The organism is Streptomyces sp. NBC_01224 (genome assembly GCF_036002945.1).
Lineage (GTDB): Bacteria > Actinomycetota > Actinomycetes > Streptomycetales > Streptomycetaceae > Streptomyces.
On sequence record NZ_CP108529.1, the window covers coordinates 2,711,923 to 2,734,849 of the forward strand.

15 protein-coding genes are annotated in these 22,927 nt (G+C 70.1%); 10 read left to right on the forward strand and 5 right to left on the reverse strand.

The window, feature by feature from the left end:
* Positions 1-492 precede the first annotated feature (492 nt).
* The 8 genes from OG609_RS11550 to OG609_RS11585 all read left to right on the forward strand — a co-directional run bounded on the left by OG609_RS11550 (position 493) and on the right by OG609_RS11585 (position 10,953).
* Positions 493-4,194 carry a sensor histidine kinase gene (locus OG609_RS11550; protein ID WP_327272730.1) on the forward strand — a complete coding sequence of 1,234 codons (3,702 nt, stop codon included), beginning with the start codon at positions 493-495 and terminating at the stop codon, positions 4,192-4,194.
* On the forward strand, positions 4,195-4,617 hold the full coding sequence (locus OG609_RS11555; RefSeq protein ID WP_003966009.1) for a roadblock/LC7 domain-containing protein: 423 nt from the start codon (positions 4,195-4,197) through the stop codon (positions 4,615-4,617).
* A gap of 134 nt (positions 4,618-4,751) precedes the next feature.
* Positions 4,752-5,159, forward strand: coding sequence for a DUF742 domain-containing protein (locus OG609_RS11560; protein ID WP_003966010.1), 408 nt, complete (start codon positions 4,752-4,754; stop codon positions 5,157-5,159).
* On the forward strand, positions 5,140-5,721 hold the full coding sequence (locus tag OG609_RS11565) for a GTP-binding protein (protein ID WP_072487286.1): 582 nt from the start codon (positions 5,140-5,142) through the stop codon (positions 5,719-5,721). Before OG609_RS11560 ends, OG609_RS11565 begins: the two co-directional genes overlap by 20 nt.
* Before the next feature lie 347 nt (positions 5,722-6,068).
* Entirely contained in the window at positions 6,069-9,272 is a 3,204-nt protein-coding gene (locus tag OG609_RS11570) for a sensor histidine kinase (RefSeq protein WP_327272731.1), read from the forward strand.
* Positions 9,273-9,282: 10 nt separating this feature from the next.
* Positions 9,283-9,696 carry a roadblock/LC7 domain-containing protein gene (locus OG609_RS11575; protein ID WP_267007938.1) on the forward strand — a complete coding sequence of 138 codons (414 nt, stop codon included), beginning with the start codon at positions 9,283-9,285 and terminating at the stop codon, positions 9,694-9,696.
* An 89-nt stretch (positions 9,697-9,785) separates the two neighbouring features.
* Positions 9,786-10,391 (forward strand): DUF742 domain-containing protein, encoded by a 606-nt coding sequence (locus OG609_RS11580; RefSeq protein ID WP_327272732.1) that lies wholly within the window; start codon positions 9,786-9,788, stop codon positions 10,389-10,391.
* Positions 10,372-10,953 carry a GTP-binding protein gene (locus OG609_RS11585; protein WP_014048542.1) on the forward strand — a complete coding sequence of 194 codons (582 nt, stop codon included), beginning with the start codon at positions 10,372-10,374 and terminating at the stop codon, positions 10,951-10,953. The genes OG609_RS11580 and OG609_RS11585 overlap by 20 nt, the downstream gene beginning before the upstream one ends.
* A gap of 144 nt (positions 10,954-11,097) precedes the next feature.
* Here OG609_RS11585 and OG609_RS11590 read toward each other — a convergent pair whose 3' ends face one another.
* The 5 genes from OG609_RS11590 to OG609_RS11610 form a co-directional block, all read right to left on the reverse strand.
* Positions 11,098-11,301, reverse strand: a complete 204-nt coding sequence (locus OG609_RS11590; RefSeq protein ID WP_093897832.1) for an acyl-CoA carboxylase subunit epsilon — start codon at positions 11,299-11,301, stop codon at positions 11,098-11,100.
* 65 nt (positions 11,302-11,366) lie between these two features.
* Positions 11,367-12,950 carry an acyl-CoA carboxylase subunit beta gene (locus OG609_RS11595; RefSeq protein ID WP_327272733.1) on the reverse strand — a complete coding sequence of 528 codons (1,584 nt, stop codon included), beginning with the start codon at positions 12,948-12,950 and terminating at the stop codon, positions 11,367-11,369.
* Positions 12,951-13,295: 345 nt separating this feature from the next.
* Entirely contained in the window at positions 13,296-15,641 is a 2,346-nt protein-coding gene (locus OG609_RS11600) for a polysaccharide lyase 8 family protein (RefSeq protein WP_327272734.1), read from the reverse strand.
* A gap of 89 nt (positions 15,642-15,730) precedes the next feature.
* The gene (locus tag OG609_RS11605; protein WP_327272735.1) at positions 15,731-19,603 is read right to left on the reverse strand and encodes an endo-alpha-N-acetylgalactosaminidase family protein; all 3,873 of its coding nucleotides are present in this window, start codon (positions 19,601-19,603) and stop codon (positions 15,731-15,733) included.
* Positions 19,604-19,744: 141 nt separating this feature from the next.
* Entirely contained in the window at positions 19,745-20,803 is a 1,059-nt protein-coding gene (locus tag OG609_RS11610; protein ID WP_327272736.1) for a GlxA family transcriptional regulator, read from the reverse strand.
* 157 nt (positions 20,804-20,960) lie between these two features.
* Here OG609_RS11610 and OG609_RS11615 point away from each other — a divergent pair, with 157 nt between their 5' ends.
* Positions 20,961-21,797, forward strand: a complete 837-nt coding sequence (locus tag OG609_RS11615; RefSeq protein WP_390096077.1) for a S1 family peptidase — start codon at positions 20,961-20,963, stop codon at positions 21,795-21,797.
* Between the two features lie 99 nt (positions 21,798-21,896).
* Positions 21,897-22,871 carry a GlxA family transcriptional regulator gene (locus tag OG609_RS11620; RefSeq protein WP_327272737.1) on the forward strand — a complete coding sequence of 325 codons (975 nt, stop codon included), beginning with the start codon at positions 21,897-21,899 and terminating at the stop codon, positions 22,869-22,871.
* Positions 22,872-22,927 lie beyond the last annotated feature (56 nt).

Consider the following 22,927-nt stretch of genomic DNA (forward strand, 5'->3'; position numbering starts at 1 on the left):
ATCCAATTCCCTTCGGGAGCCCGGATGAGACGGCGATCATCATGTGAGTTTCCTCACGATCACCTCGACAATTACCTCAATTCGGGCGGCCGATCACTCCGACAGAAACGGACATTACGCTACTGAATGATCCATTCCGCTCCTGATCATGTCGACTAGGACACCCTTCACCCTCCGTCGATTCGCCCTTGATCGTCCACTTTGCCCACGAACACGCTCCACGGCTTGTCACTCAGCCATCACAACGCGTCACCCAAGTCACAGCCCGGCACGGGGCCCTTGTTGGAGATCCGGCACTGTGCTGGAATTCCACGCACCGCCGCGGGTTTCAGGCCGGCGCGCAGGGGCGCAACGCAGCGCCGAGTGGCGGCGGGAAGGGGAAGAGCGCCGGTCACTCACGACCATCAGGGGGCGGACACGACGCCCCACGACGCCGACACCGTTCCACCCGCTTCGCGCGGAGGGACGCCTGGTCCAGAGGTTGCGACGCTAGTGCAGGGACGTTTCAAGAGGGATGGCAGCGCGGCGGCGGAACAGGAGCCGCACGGCGGGACCGACCGCGGTTCCTCGCCCCAGCACGCCCAGAACCCCGGACCGGCCTCGGCCGGCGACAGCGGTGACCGCGACCGGCGCCCCGGTGCCACGGTGAGCAGCGGCACCGATCCGATCTCGTCGCTCAAGCCCCGGGGCCCCGTCAGCACGGGCTCACGAGTGGCTCTTCGCAACTGGCGGATCAGCACGCGTCTGGTCTCCCTGCTCGCCCTCCCCGTGGTCGCCGCGACCACGCTGGGCGGACTGCGGATCAACGACTCCATGAACGACATCCAGCAGCTGGATCACATGCAGCTGCTGACCAAGATGACCAAGCAGGCGACCACACTCGCCCAGGCGCTCCAGGCGGAGCGCGACAGCTCGGCCGGTCCGCTGTCCAATCCCGGGGTGAAGGCCGACGACTTCAAGGTCACCGAGCCCCGCAAGAAGACCGACCGGGCGAAGACGGCTTTCCTGGACGCGACGGACGCGATCGGCGACCCCTCGGGCGACGAGGCCCTTGAGGGCATCTACGCGAGCGTCCAGCAGATCGCCAGCCAGCTGACCTCGATCCGCGAGATCCGCAAGACGGCGTACGCCAAGGGCTCCCCGAGTCTCCAGACCGTCGACCAGTACAGCCAGCTGATCACCTCGCTGCTGAGCCTCTCGCAGGACATGGCGCAGGCGACCAGCAACTCGGAGATGATCAAGCGGACCCGGGCGCTGGCGGCCTTCTCCTCCGCCAAGGAGTACGCCTCGGTCCAGCGGGCGGTCATCGCCGCGGCGCTGCCCGGCGGCAACGACAAGCAGCCGCACCTCGACCGGAACGACCAGCAGTTCGGCCGCGCCGCACTGCGCAAGGAAGACTCTGCGCTCCGCTCCTTCAAGGCGGTCTACGAGGCGACCGGCAACAACGCCGAAGAGCTGATCGCCACGCTGCAGGAGGGCAACCCGGAGATCAAGGCCTCCGAGACCTACGCGAAGAAGGTCCTGGACAGCCCCTCGGGCATGGACGACATGCCTCGGCGTTCCTACCTGGACTGGTACGACCAGAGCTCCACCAAGATCCAGGCCATGAAGACCATCGAGGAGACCCTCCTCAGCGACATGGAGGGCAAGGCCCGCGAGCTCCGCGACCAGTCGAAGCGTGAAGCGATCATCAGCGGTGCGCTCATCCTGCTGGTGCTCGGCGTCTCGCTGGTCGGCGCCTTCGTCGTCGCCCGGTCGATGATCCGCTCGCTGCGGCGACTGCAGGACACAGCTACGCGCGTCGCCCAGGACCGGCTGCCCGAGCTCGTCAAGCAGCTCTCCGAGGCCGACCCGCAGGACGTCGACACCTCGGTCGAGTCGGTCGGTGTGCACTCCCGGGACGAGATCGGCAAGGTTGCCGCGGCCTTCGACGACGTGCACCGCGAGGCCGTCCGTCTCGCCGCCGAGCAGGCCCTCCTGCGGGGCAACGTCAACGCGATGTTCACCAACCTCTCGCGCCGCAGCCAGGGCCTCATCCAGCGTCAGCTCTCGCTCATCTCCGAACTGGAGTCGCGCGAGGCCGACCCGGACCAGCTGTCCTCGCTCTTCAAGCTCGACCACCTCGCGACCCGTATGCGCCGTAACGGCGAGAACCTCCTCGTTCTCGCGGGCGAGGAGCCGGGCCGCCGGTGGACCCGCCCCGTCCCGCTGGTCGACGTGCTCCGTGCCGCCGCCTCCGAGGTGGAGCAGTACGAGCGCATCGAACTGGCCGCGGTGCCCGCCACCGAGGTCGCGGGCCGCGTCGTCAATGACCTCGTGCACCTGCTCGCCGAGCTGCTGGAGAACGCCACGTCGTTCTCCTCGCCGCAGACGAAGGTCCGGGTCACCGGTCACGCGCTGCCCGACGGGCGGGTGCTGGTCGAGATCCACGACACCGGCATCGGCCTCTCCCCCGAGGACCTCGCGGCGATCAACGAGCGGCTCGCCTCGCCGCCCACCGTGGACGTCTCGGTCTCCCGCCGCATGGGTCTGTTCGTGGTCGGCCGGCTGTCCCTGCGTCACGGCATCCGGATCCAGTTGCGGCCCTCTGACTCCGGTGGTACGACCGCGCTGGTCATGCTCCCCGTCGATGTCGCGCACGGCGGCAAGCAGCCGGCCCCCAAGCCGGGACCGGGGCAGCAGCCCTCCGCCCCCGGCGGTCTGCTCGGCGGTGGCAGCGGTACGGGCGCGGGCAACGGCTCCCGTCCCGGCCTCGGAGGCGCACCGTCGGCCCCGGCCGGCCGGCTCGCCGCGGGCCCGGGTGCCGCGCGCGGTCAGGTCGGTGCGGGCTCCGGTCCGCGTGCCGCGCTGCCCTCGCGTGACGGCGGCCCCCGCCAGCCGCAGAACCAGCAGGGTCAGCCGGGTCAGCAGAACGCCGGCTTCCAGTCCGCCGGGCTGTCCAACACCGGCCCGCAGGACACCTCGCGCCAGGAGCCGCAGCGTCAGGGCGGCGGCCTCGCCGGTGCCTTCGGCAATGGTGCCCGGCCCGGCGCCCGCGGCCAGGGCGACGGAACGGGCCGTACGGACTCGTCCCAGCCCGACATGTTCGGCTCCAGCCGCCAGGACCGTGGCGACCAGCAGGGCCGGTCGAACGGCCCGAGCCCGTGGCAGAACGCGGGTGGCCAGGGCGGCTTCCAGCAGCCCGGCGGCCCGGTCGACCCCGGTCGTCAGCTGCCCCCGGTCGGCGGTCCGCGTGCCGAGCTGCCCGGTGGCAACCCGCAGCCGCAGCGCCCGCAGACCACCAGCTGGGGCGCCGAGGAGCCGTCCGCGCCGCGCCGTGCTCCGCTGGACGCCCCGCGCGGCCACGAGGAGCCCGAGTCCACCGGCCGGTTCCAGCGGCCGATGAGCCCGCCGCTCACCCCGCGGCCACCCATGGACGACCGGCAGGGCCCCGGCTCCACCGCCGAGTTCGCCCGCCCGGACTTCTCGGCCCCGGCCCCGCAGGCTCAGTCTCCGCAGGACCCGGCCGGCACCGCGCAGTTCGCCCGCCCCGACTTCGGACAGCCGCAGCCCGCTCGGGCGCAGGACCAGGGCCTGCCGGCACCGCGTCAGCGCGGCCGGGACAACGGGGACTTCGGTGCCCCGCGTCCGCCCGCCGCGCCCAATGGTGACGCGCAGTACCGCCCGGTCCTGCCGCCGCAGCCGCAGCCCGAGGCGCTGCCTCCGGCCGGGCCCGGGGACGGTCGTACGCCGCTGTACGACACCCTGGAGACGAACTGGTTCCACGGCCCGCAGCAGAGCGGCCAGCAGCCGCCGGCCGAGCCGCAGGCGCCCGCTTTCCCGCAGCAGCCGGCCCAGGAGCGCCCCGCTCCCGCCGAGCCGCGCCGCGGCGGAGGCGACACGGGCGCCACCACAAGCTCCTGGCGCCCCTCGCCGAACGACGAACTCGTACGGCAGGCGGAGCGGGCCAAGAAGCCCGCAGCAGGCGGAGTGACCACCTCCGGACTGCCTCGCCGGGTACCCCGCGCCAATCTGGTGCCGGGCACCGCCCAGCAGCAGAACCATCAATCCGGTCCTCAGGTGTCGCGTGCGCCCGATGATGTGCGCGGGCGGTTGACCAATCTCCGCCGGGGCATCCAGCAGGGACGGCAGGCCAACAACGGCCAGTCGACCGGAAGTTTTCCCCTCGGCCCCACTCACCAGCAGGAGCGTTAGTTGAGCCCGATGAGTCAGGCCGCGCAGAATCTGAACTGGTTGATCACCAACTTCGTGGACAACACCCCCGGGGTGTCGCACACGGTGGTGGTCTCCGCCGACGGACTCCTGCTGGCCATGTCCGAAGGTTTCCCGCGCGACCGCGCGGACCAGCTGGCGGCTGTCGCCTCCGGTCTGACCTCGCTGACCGCGGGCGCCTCCCGGATCTTCGAAGGCGGCGCCGTCAGCCAGACCGTGGTGGAGATGGAACGCGGGTTCCTCTTCCTGATGTCCATTTCGGACGGCTCCTCGCTGGCCGTGCTCGCCCACCCGGACGCCGACATCGGTCTGGTCGGGTACGAAATGGCTCTCCTGGTCGACCGTGCGGGCACCGTCCTCACCCCGGACCTCCGCGCCGAGCTCCAAGGCAGCCTGCTCCACTAGGCGGCCATGGATCGATGACAGACTCGATTGCCCCAGGTAAACGCCCTCATCCCCAGCCCGTTCGGCCGCTTAGAGCCCCCCACCGGCCCCTTCAGACGGCAGGCCGACCCCTTGCTGTCACGCCCGGAGGATTCATGACCCCGCCACCCGCCTCACCCGATCCGTACGGCGCACTGCACCACGCGTCGTACGACGGTGAAGGCGACCAGCCGCTGGTCCGTCCGTATGCCATGACCGGCGGCCGGACCCGGCCGCGCTACCAACTCGCGATCGAGGCGCTGGTCTCCACCACGGCCGACCCCGCGCATCTGGGGACGCTGCTCCCCGAGCACCAGCGGATCTGCCACCTCTGCCGTGAGGTCAAGTCGGTGGCCGAGGTCTCGGCGCTGCTGTCGATGCCGCTCGGTGTGGCCCGGATTCTTGTCGCGGACCTGGCGGAAGCCGGCATGGTGGCCATCCACCAGCCGGGCAATGGAGAGGCCGGCGGCGCGCCGGATGTGACGCTGCTCGAAAGGGTGCTCAGTGGACTTCGCAAGCTCTAGCGGCGGTGCGGCCCGCGCCACCACCTCGGCGAAGATCGTGGTGGCGGGGGGCTTCGGCGTGGGTAAGACCACGTTCGTCGGTGCCGTTTCGGAGATCAATCCGTTGCGCACGGAAGCCGTGATGACGTCCGCTTCCGCGGGCATCGACGACCTGACGCACACCGGCGGCAAGACGACGACGACCGTCGCCATGGACTTCGGCCGCATCACCCTGGACCAGGACCTGATCCTGTACCTCTTCGGTACGCCCGGACAGGACCGCTTCTGGTTCATGTGGGACGACCTGGTCCGCGGCGCCATCGGCGCCGTCGTCCTCGTCGACACCCGCCGCCTCGCCGACTGCTTCCCCGCCGTCGACTACTTCGAGAACAGCGGACTCCCCTTCGTCATCGCCCTCAACGGCTTCGACGGACACCAGCCCTACACCCCCGACGAGGTCCGCGAAGCGCTCCAGATCGGACCCGACACCCCGATCATCACGACGGACGCGCGACACCGCGCGGATGCCAAGAGCGGCCTCATCACGCTCGTGGAACACGCTCTGATGGCTCGGCTGAAGTAGGCACAAGTCTGTATTGATTTAAGGCAGTTACCGTAGTCAAACGGGGGTGGACTGTGTCCTTTGACACGATCCGCCCCCGTGTTCATAACGTTTCGACAGAGAATTACCCCGCGTTCAGCACCCGATGCATTCGATCGGTACCGCTGTGCTCACATGAGCCCCGCCTTTTGACGGGGCTCGCTCTTTATGCCCGTTTTATCTGAGGCCTGGACCACTCGGAATGGCTGGTTCCGACTGTTTGGAACGCGACCGGTCCCCGTGCTGGAATTCGACGAACTCCCCAGTAGTACGGCCCTGAACAAAAAACGGCACAACGTAGGTGCCGACGCCGAGAGGTTGTTGGTCGAGTGAGGCGAAGCAACAAGGGCTCCGCGGCGCTGCAGGAGCGGGGCAACTTCACCCCGCCGCCGCGCGCCGCGACGTCGCCTGCCGGTGTGTCCGAGGCAGCGACGTCCGGTGGAAGCAGCAGCCGGATGTCCCCGCGCAACTGGCGGGTGCCCACTCGGCTGAACGCGATCCTCCTGATCCCGGTGCTGGTCGGCCTGGTCATGGGCGGCTTCCAGGTGAAGGGGTCGATCGACACCTGGCGAGAGGCGCAGGAGGCTGAGAAGACCGCGCTGATCGTGCGCGCGGCCTCCGTGTACGGTCAGGCACTCCTCAATGAGCGTGACCTCTCCGCTCAGCCTCTGCTGTCGAACAAGCGTGACGCCGCCGTTGTCAGCCAGGTCCGGGCCGCCACCGACGCGGCCGCGGCCAAGTTCGACACGGCCGTGAAGGCCATGCCCAAGAAGCAGGGCCTGGAGCGGCGTCTTCAGCTGTTCCGGCTGGAGGAGCCCAAGCTCCCCGAGCTGCGCAAGGCCGCCTACGCCGAGGCCATGGACCCGGTGAAGACGGAAGAGGGCTACGTCAAGGTCCAGCACTCCCTGATGGAGTTCTGCAACGAGCTGGGGCTGGGCACCGGCAACATCACCAGCTACGGCCGTACGGTCTACGCGATCGAACTCGCCAAGGCTGCAGAATCGCTTCAGCGCTCCATCGGCATGCATCTGCTGGTGCGTCCGAGCCGGGAGAACGCCAAGTTCGACGCCCAGGTCAAGGCCTTCGGCTCGTACAACTACCTGGAGCAGATCGCGCTCGGTGAGTTCGTCTCCGGTGGTACGGAGGCCGACGCCACCCGGCTGAGGCAGGTCATGGCCGCCAAGTCGGCCGACGGCGCGAAGAACCTGAAGAAGGCGAAGGAGCAGGCCGACGCCGCGGGTGTCCCGTTCGTCGCGCCGCCCAGCATCGACGGCTCGGTCTTCGACGGCATGGCCCAGCAGATCGGGCAGGGCAAGTCGCCCGAGAAGCTGGCCGCGAAGGGCATCACGCCCGAGACCTGGATGGCGGCCGCCACCGCCAAGTTCGACGGTTACACCACGGTCGAGGACGAGCTCGTCGACAAGGCCGTGACCGAGGCCGCGGACATCTCGTCCAGCGCCAAGAACGACGCCGTCATCAACGCCGCCGTCGTGATCGTCGCCCTGCTGGCCGCCTTCGTCGTGGCCGGGCTGATGGCCCGGCAGATGAGCCGCTCGATGCGCCGGCTGCGTACGGCCGCCTTCGGGATCGCCGAGCAGCGGCTGCCGATGCTGGTCGACCAGCTCTCCAGGACCGATCCGGGCCGGGTCGACACCCGCGTCCAGCCGATCCCGATCGACAGCCGCGACGAGATCGGTGAGGTCGCCCGCGCCTTCGACCAGGTGCACCGCGAGGCGGTCCGGCTGGCGGCCGAGCAGGCCATGCTGCGGGGCAACGTCAACGCGATCTTCACCAACCTGTCGCGTCGCAACCAGTCGCTGATCGAGGGCCAGCTGACCCTCATCACCGACCTGGAGAACAACGAGGCCGACCCGGACCAGCTGGAGAACCTCTTCCGGCTGGACCACCTGGCCACCCGTATGCGCCGCAACGGCGAGAACCTCCTCGTCCTTGCCGGCGAGGAGCCGGGCCGCCGCTGGAACCAGCCCGTCCCGTTGGTCGACGTGTTGCGGGCCGCCTCCTCCGAGGTGGAGTCGTACGAGCGCATCGAGCTCTCCGGGGTGTCGGAGACCGAGATCCACGGCCAGTCCGTCACCGACCTCGTACACCTGCTGGCCGAGCTGCTGGAGAACGCCACCACGTTCTCCTCGCCGCAGACCAAGGTGCGGGTCACGGCGACCCGGCTGCCCGACAGTCGCGTGATGATCGAGATCCACGACAAGGGCATCGGCCTCACCGCCGAAGACTTCGCCGACATCAACCACAAGCTGGCCAACCCGCCGACCGTGGACGCCGCGGTGTCCCAGCGGATGGGTCTGTTCGTGGTCGGCCGGCTCGCCGACCGGCACGGCATCCGGGTCCAGCTGCGCCCCTCGGGCGAGCAGGCCGGAACGACCTCGCTGGTCATGCTGCCGGACGCCATCACCCACGGTGGCGGTGGCGAACCGGTTGCCGCGCAGGACGACTTCACCGTCTCCTCGATCATTCCGCAGCAGCAGACCTTCGAACAGCTGCCGCTCCAGCCCCAGATGCGCACGGCGGCGGAGCTCGGCTTCGACGACTCGCGCTATGCGCAGCAGTCGGTGGACGCCGCGCAGCTGGATCCGGTGGGCCGCTCGCTGCTGCGTGAGGGGCGCCGGGCCGCGCTGGAGGCGCAGACGGCCGACGAGCGCCCGCAGTTCCCGCAGGAGCAGTACGCCGCGAACCAGCCCGCGGGGAACGAGTACGCCAACAACGGGTACGCCGAGAGCGGATACGCCCAGGAGCCGCAGCAGGAGCAGTACGAGCAGGCTTCGCACGAGGGCGGCTACGACCCCTACCGCGGCGACGCGGGCTTTGCCGAGCAGCCCGACCACACTCATCAGGGGGGCTATGCGGAGGCTGCCTATGCGGCCGGTGAGGTCCCGCAGCCGTCGTACGAGGAGCAGTTCGCCCCCCAGCCCCACCAGGACGAGTGGGCGGATCAGAGTGCCTACCAGGGCGCGTACGAGCCGCCGGCAGAGGTCGAAGCGGAATCTGTCCCGAGCATCCCCGCCGAGCCGCAGGAACGCGTAGGCTTCGACCGTCCGGGGCCCACCGCGAACCCCGGCCACGAGATGACCGAAGCCGGTCTGCCGCGCCGCGGCGGTCAGCAGCACTGGCAGCCCACCGGCCGCGGGAACAACCGGCCCGTCGCCGAACAGCAACAGCCGCAGCAGCAACAGCCGCAGCAGGAACCGCCGCAGCGGCAGTCGCCTGCGCAGCAGGACGGGAACGGCTCCGACGACTGGCGCTCGGCGAACGACGAGCGCTGGGAGCGGGCCGAGAAGCTCCGGGAGCCGAAGGCGGGCGGGGTCACCCCGTCCGGACTTCCCCGACGGGTGCCCAAGGCCAATCTGGTCGAGGGCACGGCGGAGCAGACCCGGCAGGACGGCCCTCAGGTCTCCCGCGCCCCCGAGGACGTCCGCGGCAGGTTGAGCAACCTGCGGCGGGGCGTGCTGCGGGGACGTAACGCGGGTTCGGACACAAGTAATACCTACAACCAGGAGCGTTAGTGTGAGCCCGATGAGCCAGGCGGCGCAGAATCTGAACTGGTTGATCACCAACTTCGTGGACAACACCCCCGGGGTGTCGCACACGGTGGTGGTCTCCGCCGACGGACTCCTGCTGGCCATGTCCGAAGGATTTCCGCGCGACCGCGCGGACCAGCTGGCGGCTGTCGCCTCCGGTCTGACCTCGCTGACCGCGGGCGCCTCGCGGATCTTCGAAGGCGGCGCCGTGAATCAGACAGTTGTAGAGATGGAGCGCGGATTCCTCTTCATCATGTCCATCTCCGACGGATCTTCGCTGGCCGTTCTCTCCCACCCGGACGCCGATATCGGTCTGGTCGGGTACGAAATGGCCCTTCTTGTCGACCGCGCGGGCACCGTCCTCACCCCGGACCTCCGCGCCGAACTTCAGGGAAGTCTTCTTAACTAGTAGACAGACAGTGCGTTTCGCGCCACCGAGTCATAAGGTGCGGTGGCGCGGACCCACTGGGATCGGGACCGGCAGGCGGAGGAGGAATCGTGGCAACACCCCCAGGCGGACACCGGTACGACGGTGGCCAGAACGTGCCGGGTGAGCACGGGGACAATCGTTTCAACTTCCCCTCCACACCCAGCAGACAGGGCGCACAGCAGCCGTATCAGCCCTTCTCGCAGCCGCCGCAAAGCGCCCAGCAGGGTCCCGGGTGGCCTCCGCAGCGGCCGCACCGCTACGACTCGCCCCAGTCGCCCCGCATTCAGCCCGTACCGCCGCGGCAGGCCCCCGAGCCGGCCGCACCGGCCGCACACAATCCGCTGGTCCGTCCGTACGCCATGACCGGCGGCCGGACCCGACCTCGCTACCAACTCGCCATTGAGGCGTTGGTCAGTACCACGGCCGATCCGTCCCGGCTGCAAGGGCAGTTGCCCGAGCACCAGCGGATCTGCCGGCTGTGCATCGAGATCAAGTCGGTCGCCGAGATTTCGGCACTGCTCTCGATCCCGCTCGGCGTTGCCCGGATCCTCGTAGCCGACCTGGCAGAGGCCGGACTCGTCGCTATCCATCAGCCCGGCGGCGAAGAGTCCGCCGGCGGCCAGCCAGATGTGACACTGCTCGAAAGGGTGCTCAGTGGACTTCGCAAGCTCTAGCGGCGGAGCAGCCCGCTCCACTACCTCCGCGAAGATCGTGGTGGCAGGGGGCTTCGGCGTGGGTAAGACCACGTTCGTCGGTGCCGTTTCGGAGATCAATCCGCTGCGCACCGAAGCCGTGATGACGTCCGCGTCCGCGGGCATCGACGACCTGACGCACACCGGGGACAAGACCACCACGACGGTGGCGATGGACTTCGGCCGCATCACGCTGGACCAGGACCTGATCCTGTACCTCTTCGGTACGCCCGGACAGGACCGCTTCTGGTTCATGTGGGACGACCTGGTCCGCGGCGCCATCGGCGCCGTCGTCCTCGTCGACACCCGCCGCCTCGCCGACTGCTTCCCCGCCGTCGACTACTTCGAGAACAGCGGACTCCCCTTCGTCATCGCCCTCAACGGCTTCGACGGACACCAGCCCTACACCCCCGACGAGGTCCGCGAAGCGCTCCAGATCGGACCCGACACCCCGATTCTCACGACGGACGCGCGGCACCGCGCGGATGCGAAGAGTGCGCTGATCACGCTGGTGGAGCATGCGCTGATGGCTCGGTTGCGGTAGGGCTCGCCGCCCCGGCAGACATGCCTAAGGCCCCGCACTCCTTCGGGAGTGCGGGGCCTTACGGTTGCGCTGCGTCCTCAGGCGTTGTCCTCAAGCGCCGGGCGGGCTCGGTCGAGACCCTCCGGCGATTGAGGACAGAAAAGCTCAGCCCTGCCAGGAGTGCGGGGCGCGGAAGCCCGGGGTGCGTTCCAGGCGGCGCCATCCGGCGGTGCTGCGGCCGCGGTGGGCGGGGGTCGCTGCGGGCTGGGCGGCGGCGCGGGCGAGCAGGACCGCGGTTATGGCGGCCAGCTCCTCGGGGTCGGCAAGACCCTTCTCGACACGTAGCACGGACTCGGCGGCAGTGCTCATGGGTGGTTTCTCCGTCTTCTCGGCAGGTCTTCGCGGGCTCGGCAGGGTGACTGCGACGCTGCGGACTACTGCGGGGGGTTGCCGTGCTTGCGGGACGGCAGGTCGGCGTGCTTGGAGCGGAGCATGGCGAGCGAGGCGATCAGCACCTGGCGGGTCTCGGCGGGGTCGATGACGTCGTCGACCAGGCCGCGCTCGGCGGCGTAGTACGGATGCATCAGTTCGGCCTTGTACTCCTTGACCATGCGGGTCCGCATGGCTTCCGGGTCCTCGGCGTCGGCGATCTGCCGACGGAAGATGACGTTGGCGGCACCTTCGGCGCCCATCACGGCGATCTCGTTGGTAGGCCAGGCGTAGGTCAGATCCGCACCGATGGACTGGCTGTCCATCACGATGTACGCACCGCCGTAGGCCTTGCGCAGGATCAGCGAGATCCTCGGCACGGTGGCGTTGCAGTACGCGTAGAGCAGCTTGGCACCGTGCCGAATAATTCCACCGTGCTCCTGATCCACCCCGGGCAGAAAGCCGGGTACGTCCAAAAGGGTGATGATCGGGATGTTGAATGCGTCGCACATCTGGACGAAGCGGGCGGCCTTCTCGGAGGCCTCGATGTCCAGGACACCGGCGAGGGACTGCGGCTGGTTGGCGACGATGCCGACGACCTGGCCGTCGAGCCGGGCCAGGGCGCAGATGATGTTGCGGGCCCAGCGCTCGTGGATCTCCAGGTAGTCGCCGTCGTCGACGAGCTCCTCGATGACCTTGTGCATGTCGTACGGGCGGTTGCCGTCGGCCGGCACCAGGTCGAGCAGGACGTCGCTGCGCCGGTCGGCCGGGTCGTCGCTCGCCACGGTGGGCGGGTTCTCCCGGTTGTTGGACGGCAGCATCCCGATCAGGTAGCGGACCTCGGCGATGCAGGTCTCCTCGTCGTCGTACGCGAAGTGTGCGACGCCCGAGGTCTCGGCGTGCACATCGGCGCCGCCGAGGCCGTTCTGGCTGATCTCCTCACCGGTGACCGCCTTCACGACGTCCGGCCCGGTGATGAACATCTGCGAGGTCTCACGGACCATGAACACGAAGTCGGTGAGCGCCGGGGAGTAGGCCGCGCCGCCCGCGCACGGTCCGAGCATCACGCTGATCTGCGGGATGACACCGGAGGCCCGGGTGTTGCGCTGGAAGATCCCACCGTATCCGGCGAGCGCGCTGACGCCCTCCTGGATGCGGGCGCCCGCGCCGTCGTTCAGCGAGACCAGCGGGGCACCGGCCGAGATGGCCATGTCCATGATCTTGTGGATCTTGGTGGCGTGGGCCTCGCCCAGCGCGCCGCCGAAGATCCGGAAGTCGTGCGCGTAGACGAAGACCGTGCGGCCCTCGACCGTGCCCCAGCCGGTGATGACACCGTCGGTGTACGGCTTCTTCTGCTCCAGGCCGAAGCCGGTCGCCCGGTGCCGGCGAAGCTGCTCGACCTCCTTGAACGAACCCGGATCGACCAGCAGCTCAATGCGCTCACGCGCCGTCAGCTTGCCCTTGGCGTGCTGCGCCTCGGTCGCCCGGTCACTCGGTCCGCGCCGGGCCTGCTCGCGCAGCGCCAGCAGTTCGGCCACACGGCCACGGGTGTCACTCGGCTCGCCCGGGGTTTCGTCCACAACGGTCATGTACCGACCCTACGAAGCCGGGCAAGTAAATCCTGCCGTCGACTCCGTACAGTCTCCTGACCTGTTTCCTGGTGAAGCCTGACAGAAGCTTGGGGACATGCAGGCGAAGTACCAGCCCTTATGGGTCCCTCTTTGTGTGGGTCCGACAAATGGTCACTGTGGTCTGCTGCACACTCGTGTCAGCCTCGGAGTGTGGTCCGATCGGGGGTCCCTGCCCTCACGGACGGCATCCGGCCGGTCCCGCACCGCTCCCGCGCCGGTCACCGGAGCGGGACGCACGGCGCGGTTCCGCGAGAATACCCCGGCCCTGCGTCCCCACTCCTCACTCCTCCTGAGCCCCGGCGTCTAGCGCACCTCGCACCGCAGGGTGCCTCCCTCCGTTCCCGGCTCGACCCTCAGCACCAGCCGTCTGCCGGTGGCACGTACCTCGATCCCCGGGTCCGCCGAGACGACCTCCCGTACCGGCCGCTCCCAGACCACGTCCACCGGCGCACCGGTCCGGTCGGGCCCGCTGACGCACACGGTCGTGGAACGCCGCCCCTCCCGTACCAGCACGCTCGCCGCGGCCGTGACGGAGAGCGGACCGGCCGCACCCGGCTGCCAGAAATTGGCGGCGGTCACCCCCAGCGAGCGGACGGCGACCGCCTGTGCGGCGGCGGTGTTGGCGTGCACGGTGAGCCAGTGCCGGTCGGCCGCGCGGGCGGCGACGGTTCTGCGGGAGGCGCCGGGCATCAGCAGGTAGACGTACTCGGCGTCGACCGGGTCGGTGCCGTGGTCGAGCCAGAGGGTCTGGTAGCGGCGGGTCCGGCGCTCGGTGGAGCTGGTGGTGTTGATGTCGGACCAGGCGCCGGTGCGGTCCTCGCGCAGGGTACGCAGGTCGGCGCCGCCGGGGAAGACCCAGCCGCCGTGACCGGCGAGGTGGGCCCAGCGGGGGCCGGTGCGGTCGTCGACGGTGAGGGGGTCCGTGCCGTCCTCGCCGAGCATGCGGTTGTCGACGACCGTCTCGACGGGAACCTTGTCGGTGCTGGTGATGCCGGCGCCGAGGCAGATGACCGTATCGGCGACGCAGAACCATGACTTGCGGGCGTCCAGGGTCGAGCCGAGGCCCTTGAGGTGCTGGCCCACCGCGCCGAATTCGCCGTCCGTGGCACCGCCGACCCACTTCACCGCGGGTTTGGGCGCGCCCCATTCGCCACCCGCCTTGTCGGCGAGCCGTTTGGTGGACACGGTCGTTCCGGGCAGGCGGTAGAAGTCGACGGTCGGCCAGAACCAGTCGGTGTACTGGTCGTTCTCCTTCCCGCCCGGCCACCAGTAGAGCATTCCGGCTCCGGTGTGCCAGCCGCGCGGATTCTCGCCGTTGCCGCACTCGTAGTGCGAGATCCGCTCCGAGGCCATGGAGATGCCCGCGGCCCAGTCCGGGCGGCGGTGCACGGCGCGGGCCATCTCGGCGAAGAGGTGGTGGCCCACCCGCTCGGGCGCGGCCGGCACGGCGGCGGCCTGGACCGCGTGCAGCCGGGCCAGGTCCGCGATGCCGAACTGGCGGGCGGTGAGGATCGGGCTGGTCCGGTCGCGGGCGATCCAGCCCTTGATCATGCCGTGCCACCGGTCGCGCTCGGCCGCCGAGGCACCCTCGGCGAGCAGGGCGATCCCGGCGATGACGCCCTGCCCGTGGAAGTGGTCGCCGCGCATCACCTGAAGCTCGTCGTTCTTCAGGTAACCGCGGCTGATGGCACGGCCGTTGACGCTGTCCATGACCAGGCCGTTGTAGATCAGCGGCGCATACGCGCGCTCGACGCTGTCCAGGATGATCTGCCGGTTGGGATCGGTGACGGCCCAGGTCGATCCGGCGAGCAGTGCGAAGAGGCGGCCGAGGCCGTCGAGCATGACCTGGCCGTAGGTGCCGGAGTAGGCGACGGTGGTGTGCTGGATGAACGACCCGTCCGCGTACAGGCCGTCCCCCTCGGTGACGTACGGGAAGACGGGTGACAGCGCGTCCCTGGCCAGTGCGACCTTCGCGGGTGCCCTGCCGAGGACGCCGCGCAGGGCGACGGAGCGGCACAGGTCGACGCGGTTGGCGCCGGTGGAGGTGCCGCTGTAGTCGCGGAGCACGGCGTCGGGGATGAAGTGGTCGACGGCGGCGCAGGCGGCCTCGACGCGGGCCGTGCCCAGGTGCTCGTACAGGACGGAAGTGATGTCCATGAGGATGCGCGGGCTGCCGATCTGCCACTCCCACCAGTTGCCGTACGGGGTGACGGAGGAGTGGTAGGCCGTCCGGGCGAGGTGGTCGTAGCCGCGGATGATGTCGGCGAGCAGGGCGGCGTCGCCGGTCGATCCGGTGCCGGGCTGGGCGTACGCCTGGGTCATCGTCCACAGGCGGCTGTATCCCTGGGTGATGCCGGACGGCGGGTTGTACGTGATGCCGGGCCACAGCGAGTCGGCGGCCGGGCTCATCGTGGCCCGGAACCCCCGGGCGAGCGTGCCGGTTTCGGCGAGGCGGGAGGCGTAGGGTTCGGCGGCCGCGTCGAAGCCGGCGCCGAGCGCGATCCCGGTCCAGCGCAGGCGGAGGGTGTCGAACTCGTCGGCCTCCGCGGCGGCTGCGGCCGCCGCGGAACCGGGGAGGGAGACCGCCAGGGCGGTGGCGGTCGAGAAGGCGAGCAGGGTACGGCGTGACCATACGGGCGGGTTCGGCATGTACGGCTCCAGTTCGTCAGGGGGAAGGCCATCGCATGCAGGTGCGGGACGGGTGCCCACCATGCGCACCCGTCCCGCATCCTGCGCTCTCAACTACCGCAATGGAAGCGTGCGTCACCCCAGTCCGCGTGGTCGTTGCCGTTGCCGTCCCCACCGTCGCCGACGACCAGTTCGACGTACTTGGCGCCGGTGGTGTCCGCCGTGAGCGACCATGCGTTGTCGGCCGCCTTCAGGACCGGAGACTTCACCTTCTCGGTGCCGTCGGCCGTGACGCTGAACTGCACGCTGCCGCGTGAGGTCTGTACGTCGTCCACGCCGACCTGGGCGGTGAAGGAGGTGCACCGGCCGCCCAGGTAGTAGCGGATCTTCGCCGGGGCGTGGCTGCCGAGGCCCTTGGTGTAGGCGGTGCCGCCGATCTTCAGCGGGGTACCGTCGCCACTGCCCTGCTCTCCGTTGGAGAGGTCCCGTTCGACGGGTCCCCAGCCGTTCTCGGAAGCGGTCCAGTCCAGGTCGCTGGCCCAGCTGTCCGTGGTGGGCGGCGGCGGCAGGGTCCGTACGGAGGTCTGCGCGCCGAGTGTGCGCCGTGCGCCGCCGACCGTGTACGTCGCCTCGGAACCCAGGCCGTACGTCTGGTACTTGGCGTCCACCGGCGGGGTGACCTGCCAGCTGCCGGTGACCTTGGCACCTGCCGCGACCGAGTCGAAGGTGACGGCGCCCGCGGGCTCGGCCTTCCAGCCCTCGGGGACGGTCAGGCTCAGCGCGACACCGGTCGCCGCGGTGGCCTCGTAGTTGGTGAAGCTCGCCTTGACGGTGTTGGCCGTGCCCGGCTCCAGGGTCTCGGCGACCGGGTCGACGGTGAGCGTGCCGCAGGCGGCGAGTTCGCCGGCCGGGGCAGGGCCGAGGTCGGTCACGGTGAACGCGTCGAGGACGAAGTCGGCGCCGTCGGGCGCGTCGCCGCGCTTGCGCAGTCCGGTCCAGGTGTCGCCGCAGCCCGCGGTGACGGTCTCGCTGAAGTGGCCGGTGGTGCGCTGCTGTCCGATGGGGGTGGTCCGGGTCTCGACCGAGTCGGGGTTTCCTTCTGCGGTGATCCGGTCGTATCCGTCGACCCACTCATAGGCGCCGGCGTGGCTGGACTGGTAGTCGTACTCGACCTTGTAGCGGTGGCCGTCGGCCATCGGCACGGTCCAGGGAGCCGTGCGGTAGACGAGTCCGGTGTTCTCCTCGTGGGCCTTGAGGGACTCCTTGCCGCCGATGACGTCGTCGACGAGCTTGCCGTTCCAGCCGGCCTGGGTGTACGGGGTATGCAGCTGGGAGATGACGGTCCGGGGGTCGGTGGAGCCGCCCGCGTCGCCCTTGAGGAAGGGGCCCCAGCCCTGGTCGACGTCCTCGAAGTCCTCGTGCACGACGGTGTTCTTCTTGGTCGCCGGGGCGCTCGCGACGATGCGTACGTCATCGGCCCGGACGCTCGCCGAGGTGCCCTTGGCGGCCTCGATACGGAGGGTGGCACGGCCGTTCGCGGGGGCGGTGAAGTTCACCTTCGCCCGCTGGAAGTACGTACCGTGCCAGTCGGACGCGGCGACGTAGTCCTCGGCGGTGGAGTGGTCCACGGCGACGGACTTCCCGCCGATCGAGAGTGTCGTGTGCCGGGTCTTTCCGGGCTGTACCTCGATGAGCGCGGACGCGGTGTAGCGCTTGCCGGGCGTGAGGCCGTGGATGCTCTGCGAGAGTGCCGCCGTGCCTGTGCCGGAGAGCTCGGCGCTGTTGCGGCCCTGGCCGTCGGTGTCACGGGCAACGGTTCCGGTCTTCGACCAGGCGTCGAGGCCGCTGTCGTTGAAGCCCGGGTCGTCGACCGGGGTGCCCTCGCCCCACTTGGGGTCGGCGGCCTTCGGCGCGCGGTCCGGGTAGAGGACGTAGGGCTGACCGGCCTCGGCCGTCAGCGTGATCTTCCCGTCGACGGGCTTGACCGTTCCGGCCTTGACCCGGCCGTTGTCGGTGAGCTTGTAGACGGTGTACGCGCCCTTGGACGGCACCGCCCAGCTACTCGTGCCGCCGGACTTGCTGTAGTGGTACAGCTTCTTGCCGCCGTCCCACGGCAGCAGGTAGTCGGTGCCGCTCAGGACCTTGCGGCCGTGGTCGTAGAAGGTCCGCTTGCTGTCCTCGACGGTGCCCCGGACGTCGCCGGTGAAGGTGATGTCGTTGCCGTCCCAGCGGGTGATCTTCTGCTGCTGGAGGTACTTGGCGGGCAGGTCGCGCTGCCAGATGTTGTCGTAGAAGGCGTTCCAGTCGGTCTCGTTGGTCCAGCCCTCGAACTCCTCGATGGCGGTCTGGCCGAGGACCGGATCGTTGTTCCAGACGTCCTTCTCGTCGTTGCGGATGAACCGGATGATCTTCGAGTTGAGGCCCTTGTTGGTGGCGCCGCCGTAGTCGAGGTCATTGGCCCAGTGCGACCAGAGCGAGCCGCGCTCGAATTTGTCGGCCCACTCGGTGGCGACGTTCCAGCCCTGCTTCTGCACGGACCGGAGGGTCTTGTCCGCGATCCAGCCGTGCGTGTAGTAGACGTCGATGTAGAGCAGGCTGAGGTTGGGGTCCGTCTCGTCGCGCAACTGCTGGAAGCGCTTGGCCAGGTCACCGCTGTTGATGTCGCGGCGCTGGTCGATGTAGTAGCTCTGGCCGAGCCAGTTCCAGCCGGGCCTGGTCTTGTCGACGAGCTTCTCGTCGAAGGCCTTGGCATCCGGGTACGCCTCGGTGGCGTTGACGTGGACGCCGAAGGTGGCGCCCCACTTCTTGCCGTCCTTGAGGAGCGCGTTGAGATCCTTCAGCCCGCCGGCGCGCTTGTTGTAGTTGCCGCCGTAGTCGGGGTGGGCGGAGTCGTGGCCCTCGGAGGCGTATCCCTTGAGGAGCGCCATCTGCCCGAGGCCGTCGGTGGCGAGCGAGATCCGCTTGACGTCGTCCAGGGTGCGCAGGAAGGGGTGGGTGGCCTGGCTGGCGAAGTTGAACGGGATGTGGGTGATGACCCGGTCCGGGGTGTCCTCGCTGCCGGGGGCCTTGACGCCGATGGTCCGGAACGCGACGGCTCCGTCCTGCCAGTCGACCGACTTGTCGCCGTTGGCGTCGGGGGTGACGACCACCTTCGCCCAGGGGAGGTTGCCCCCGCTCTCCGGCTGCGATGCGCCGTCGCCGCGGTAGGTCCACTGCCCGGACCAGACGCCGACCCGGACGCTGCCGTCGTCGGCCTTGCGGGCCTGGTGCCAGAACCGGGCGTCGTCGCCGCCGGTGGCGCCGGAGGGCTTGTCGTACGAGGAGTTGGACTCGACGGCCGCGGCGAGGGAACCGGTGTTGACGATGGCGTACGAGGCGCCGACCGGCGCCTGGTCCGCGGCGGTGTCCGGAGTGACCCGGGCGAAGACGTCGGCGGTCTTCGTCGAGTCGTTGTCCAGCCGTGTGAAGGCGGTGGCACCGCCGGTGTCCGTGGAGCCGACGGAGACCAGGTCGTGGCCGGGTATGTCGATGGTGCCGACACGGAACGCCTCGGTGTCGCGGACGGCCGTGACCTTGAAGGTGGTGGCGCGGCCGGAGACGGAGAGCGAGGCGTCGATCTCGATGCCGGGCAGGTCGGTGAAGGTCAGCGTGTAGCGGGCGGTCGAGGCGGTGACCTCGGGGGCGCCCTTGAGCTTCACGGGGTGCGCGGTGCCGTTGAGGGTGACGGCGGTGACCGGCTGCGTACTGCCGAGCAGCTGATCGCCGCTCGCCTTGTCGGTGTACGCCAGGACGCGCGGGAAGTCGTCGGCGACCGCGACCGAGAGCTGCGCGGACCGGATGACGGTGGCGTCCGCGGGCACGGCCGACTCGACTGCGGCGGGTGAGGGGGCGGCGGCTGAGGCGGGGAGTGCGGTCCCCACCAGCGCCAGGACGGCGGCTGAGGCGGCGGCGACAGCGCCCGCCGAAGTGAATCTTCGCGACATGTGCTCTGAGTAGTCCCCGTGGCTGGACAGCGTCAACGACGTGCGGCCCCTGGGGGCCCTCCAGTCCAACAACCGCTTTGCGTAAGTCCAAGTGGACGGTACGTGTCCGCAGTTCGGCGACCGGGGTGCGCGGCGCGGTCGTCAGCCGTGCCGTCCGTCCGCTCCGGGGTCGTCGGCGCCGCCGGACGCTGCGGGCTCCGCCGCTTCGGCATTCTTGCCTTCCGCCCAGGTCAAAGTGGCCACCAGGGAGCGGAATGCGGTGCGGTAGACGCGCGGCCCGGTGCCCGTGTGGTGCTGGAAGTGGTGGCGCAGGTTGGCGGGTGTGCCGAACCCGGTGCGTACGGCGATGCGTTCCACCGGCTCGTCCCCGCGCTCCAGCAGCCGCTGCGCCGCCTGGACGCGGGCGCGCAGCAGGTACTGGAGCGGGGAGAGCCCGGTCTCGGCCCGGAAGCGCCGGTTCAGGCCGCGCACGGTGAGCCCCGCGTGGTCGGCGATGTCGCTCAGCGTCAGCGGGTGGTCGAGGTGGGCCTCCATCCACCGGGTGGTGGGCCCGAGGGAGTGCGGGCCGGCCCGGTGCCGGGATGCGGCGGCAGGGGCCTTCTCGGCATCGGCGTCGGCGGGTGCGTGGAGCTGCATGAAGACCTGCCGCTCCGTCTCGATGGCGACCGGTGTGCCGTGGTCCAGGGTGATCAGGTGCAGGCAGAGGTCGAGGCCGCCGAGCACTCCGGCCGCGCTGTGGAAGGGATCCGCGTTCACGACGACTCCTTCCGGATCGACGTCGATCAGGGGATGGCGTCGCGCCAGCTCCGCCGCGTACTGTCGCCCGGTGGCCGCCCGGCGTCCGTCGAGGAGCCCGGTGGCGGCGAGGGTGAACGTCCCGGTGCCGAACGCGCCGATGCGGGCTCCCCGGTCCGCGGCGGCCCGCAGGGCGTCGGCGACCCCGGGGTCCGGCTCGTCGCGGAAGGCGGCGTGGCCGGGCAGCAGTACGGTGTCGGCGTCCGCCAGCCCGTCCAGGCCCCAGGGCGTGTCGACGGCGAAGGGCGCCGGGAGGCCGGTCCCGCGAAAGCCCGGGGCGGTGCAGTACCGCAGCTCGTACGCGACATGCGGGTGGTGCCGGGCGGCCGTGCCGAAGCACATTCCGGGCCCGGTGAGTTCATGGCCCGGCACCCCGTCGAGCGCGAGGACGGCGATCACTGACATGTCCAGAATTTAGCCGAGGGTGACATCAGGACCGCTTTTTCCGGACGGGGCCAGTACGCAGGATGGGTGTTGCGCGGCACCGGAAGCGAGACGACGCCCGGCAGCCGGTTCGCACATCCACCACGCGCACGATGCGCATCGAACGAAGGAATTACCCGTGTTCACACGCAGTTCGACGTCCGCTGCCCCGTCCCGGTCCCGTAAGTCCCGCTCGCGCCGTGCGGGACGGTTCGCCGCCGTCGCCCTGGCCGCGACGGCCTGTGTCACGGCGATGTCCGGCAGCGCCAACGCCATCGTCAACGGGCAGGAGGCCACGCAGCGTTACCCGTTCATGGCCACGCTCCCGCAGTGGGCCGGCGAGGTGCACGCCCAGTGCGGCGCATCGCTGATCGACTCGCGCTGGCTGGTGACGGCGGCCCACTGCGTCAACCCGGAGGCGCTGGACGGCATCGTCCGCATCGGCTCCAACGACCGCGAGTCCGGCGGCACCGTGCGCCACATCAAGCGGACCGTCGCCCACCCTGCCTACGACGTCGAGTCCAACCCCAGCAGGAACGACATCGCGCTCGTCGAGCTGGACCGCCCGGTCAAGGAGAAGCCCATCCGCATCGCCAAGTCGGTGGGCGAACCCGGCACCCCGACGCGCCTGCTCGGCTTCGGCACCGTCCTGGACACCGACCACCTCCCCGACGCGGTGTTCCCGGACAAGCTCAAGCAGCTGGACACCCGCATCGGCGCCGTGAACGAGTGCTCGCCCGGCCGCGCCGACAAGACCCGGATCTGCACGATCAGCAAGACGGCGGGCGCCATGGCCTGCTTCGGCGACTCCGGCGGCCCGCAGATCCAGCACGGCCGGGACGGGCGCTGGGAGCTGGTCGGCGCCACGTCGGGCGACGGGGACACCGACCCGACCTGCGGCACCGGCCCCGGCATGTACACCAACGTTCCCGCGTACGCGAAGTGGATCGACAAGACCATCCACGCGCACCGCTGACGCGACACGTACCCGGGTGGGCGGACCGGCCCGCCCGGGTACGCCCCGACCACCGCAGCTCCCCGTCCGCCATCCCCCGCCCTCGGATAGATTCTGCATATGCCCGTAATCGCCGTTCTTGTGCCCGACAGGCTCCCCGGACACCAGCTGACCACCCCCGGGCTGGTCTTCGGGACGGCGACGACCAGCCACCCCGACGCCGACTACGAGGTGCGGCTCTGCGCCGCCCCCGGCCTCACCGCCACGGGGGCACCCGCACCGCTCCGGATCTCCGTCCCGTGGGGGCTCGACGGCCTCGCCGACGCGGATGTCGTCCTGATCCCCGGCCAGGACGGCGACGCCCCCCGCGACGATCCCACGCCCGAGGTGCTCGCGGCACTCCGGGCCGCAGCCGCCCGCGGCAGCCGTATCGGCGCGATCGGAACCGGAGTCTTCACCCTCGCGGCCACCGGCCTCCTGGACGCCCGCCGCGCCACGACCGGCTGGCGCCACACCGAGGAGCTGGCCCGCCGCCACCCCCGTATCGAGGTCGATCCGGTCGGCACTGTCGTGGCCGACGGCCCATTCCTCACCTCGGCCGGGATCTTCGGCAGCCTGGACGTCTGCCTGCGTCTGCTGGCCCAGGACCACGGCGAGCGGGTGGCCGGTGAGACATCCCGGGAACTCCTCACCCCGCTCCTGCCCCACGGCGACCGCGTCCAGGAGACCATCGACCGCGAACTCACCGAGAGCGCGGGCATCGAACCGACGCTGCGCTGGCTGGAGGCCCGCCTGCACCTCCCGCTGACCCCGGCGGACCTCGCCGCGCACGCGGGGATCAGTCTCAGCAGCCTCAACCGCCGCTTCCACGCGCAGACCGGCGCCACCCCGCCCCAGTACCTGCTGCGCCGGAGGCTGGAGCGGGCCCGCGAACTGCTGGAGGACACCGACGAAGGGGTGGAGCGGGTGGCGGCCCGGTGCGGTTTCACCTCGCCGGCCAGCCTGCGCCACCACTTCTCCCGACTGACGGGCACCACACCACGCGCCTACCGGACCCGCGCGCGAGGCGGGCCACATCGGGGCGGACATTCGTGAACAGTCGCTGAACAGGCCGGGACTGCTGCTTCGACCATGGGTGTGTGCAGGAACAG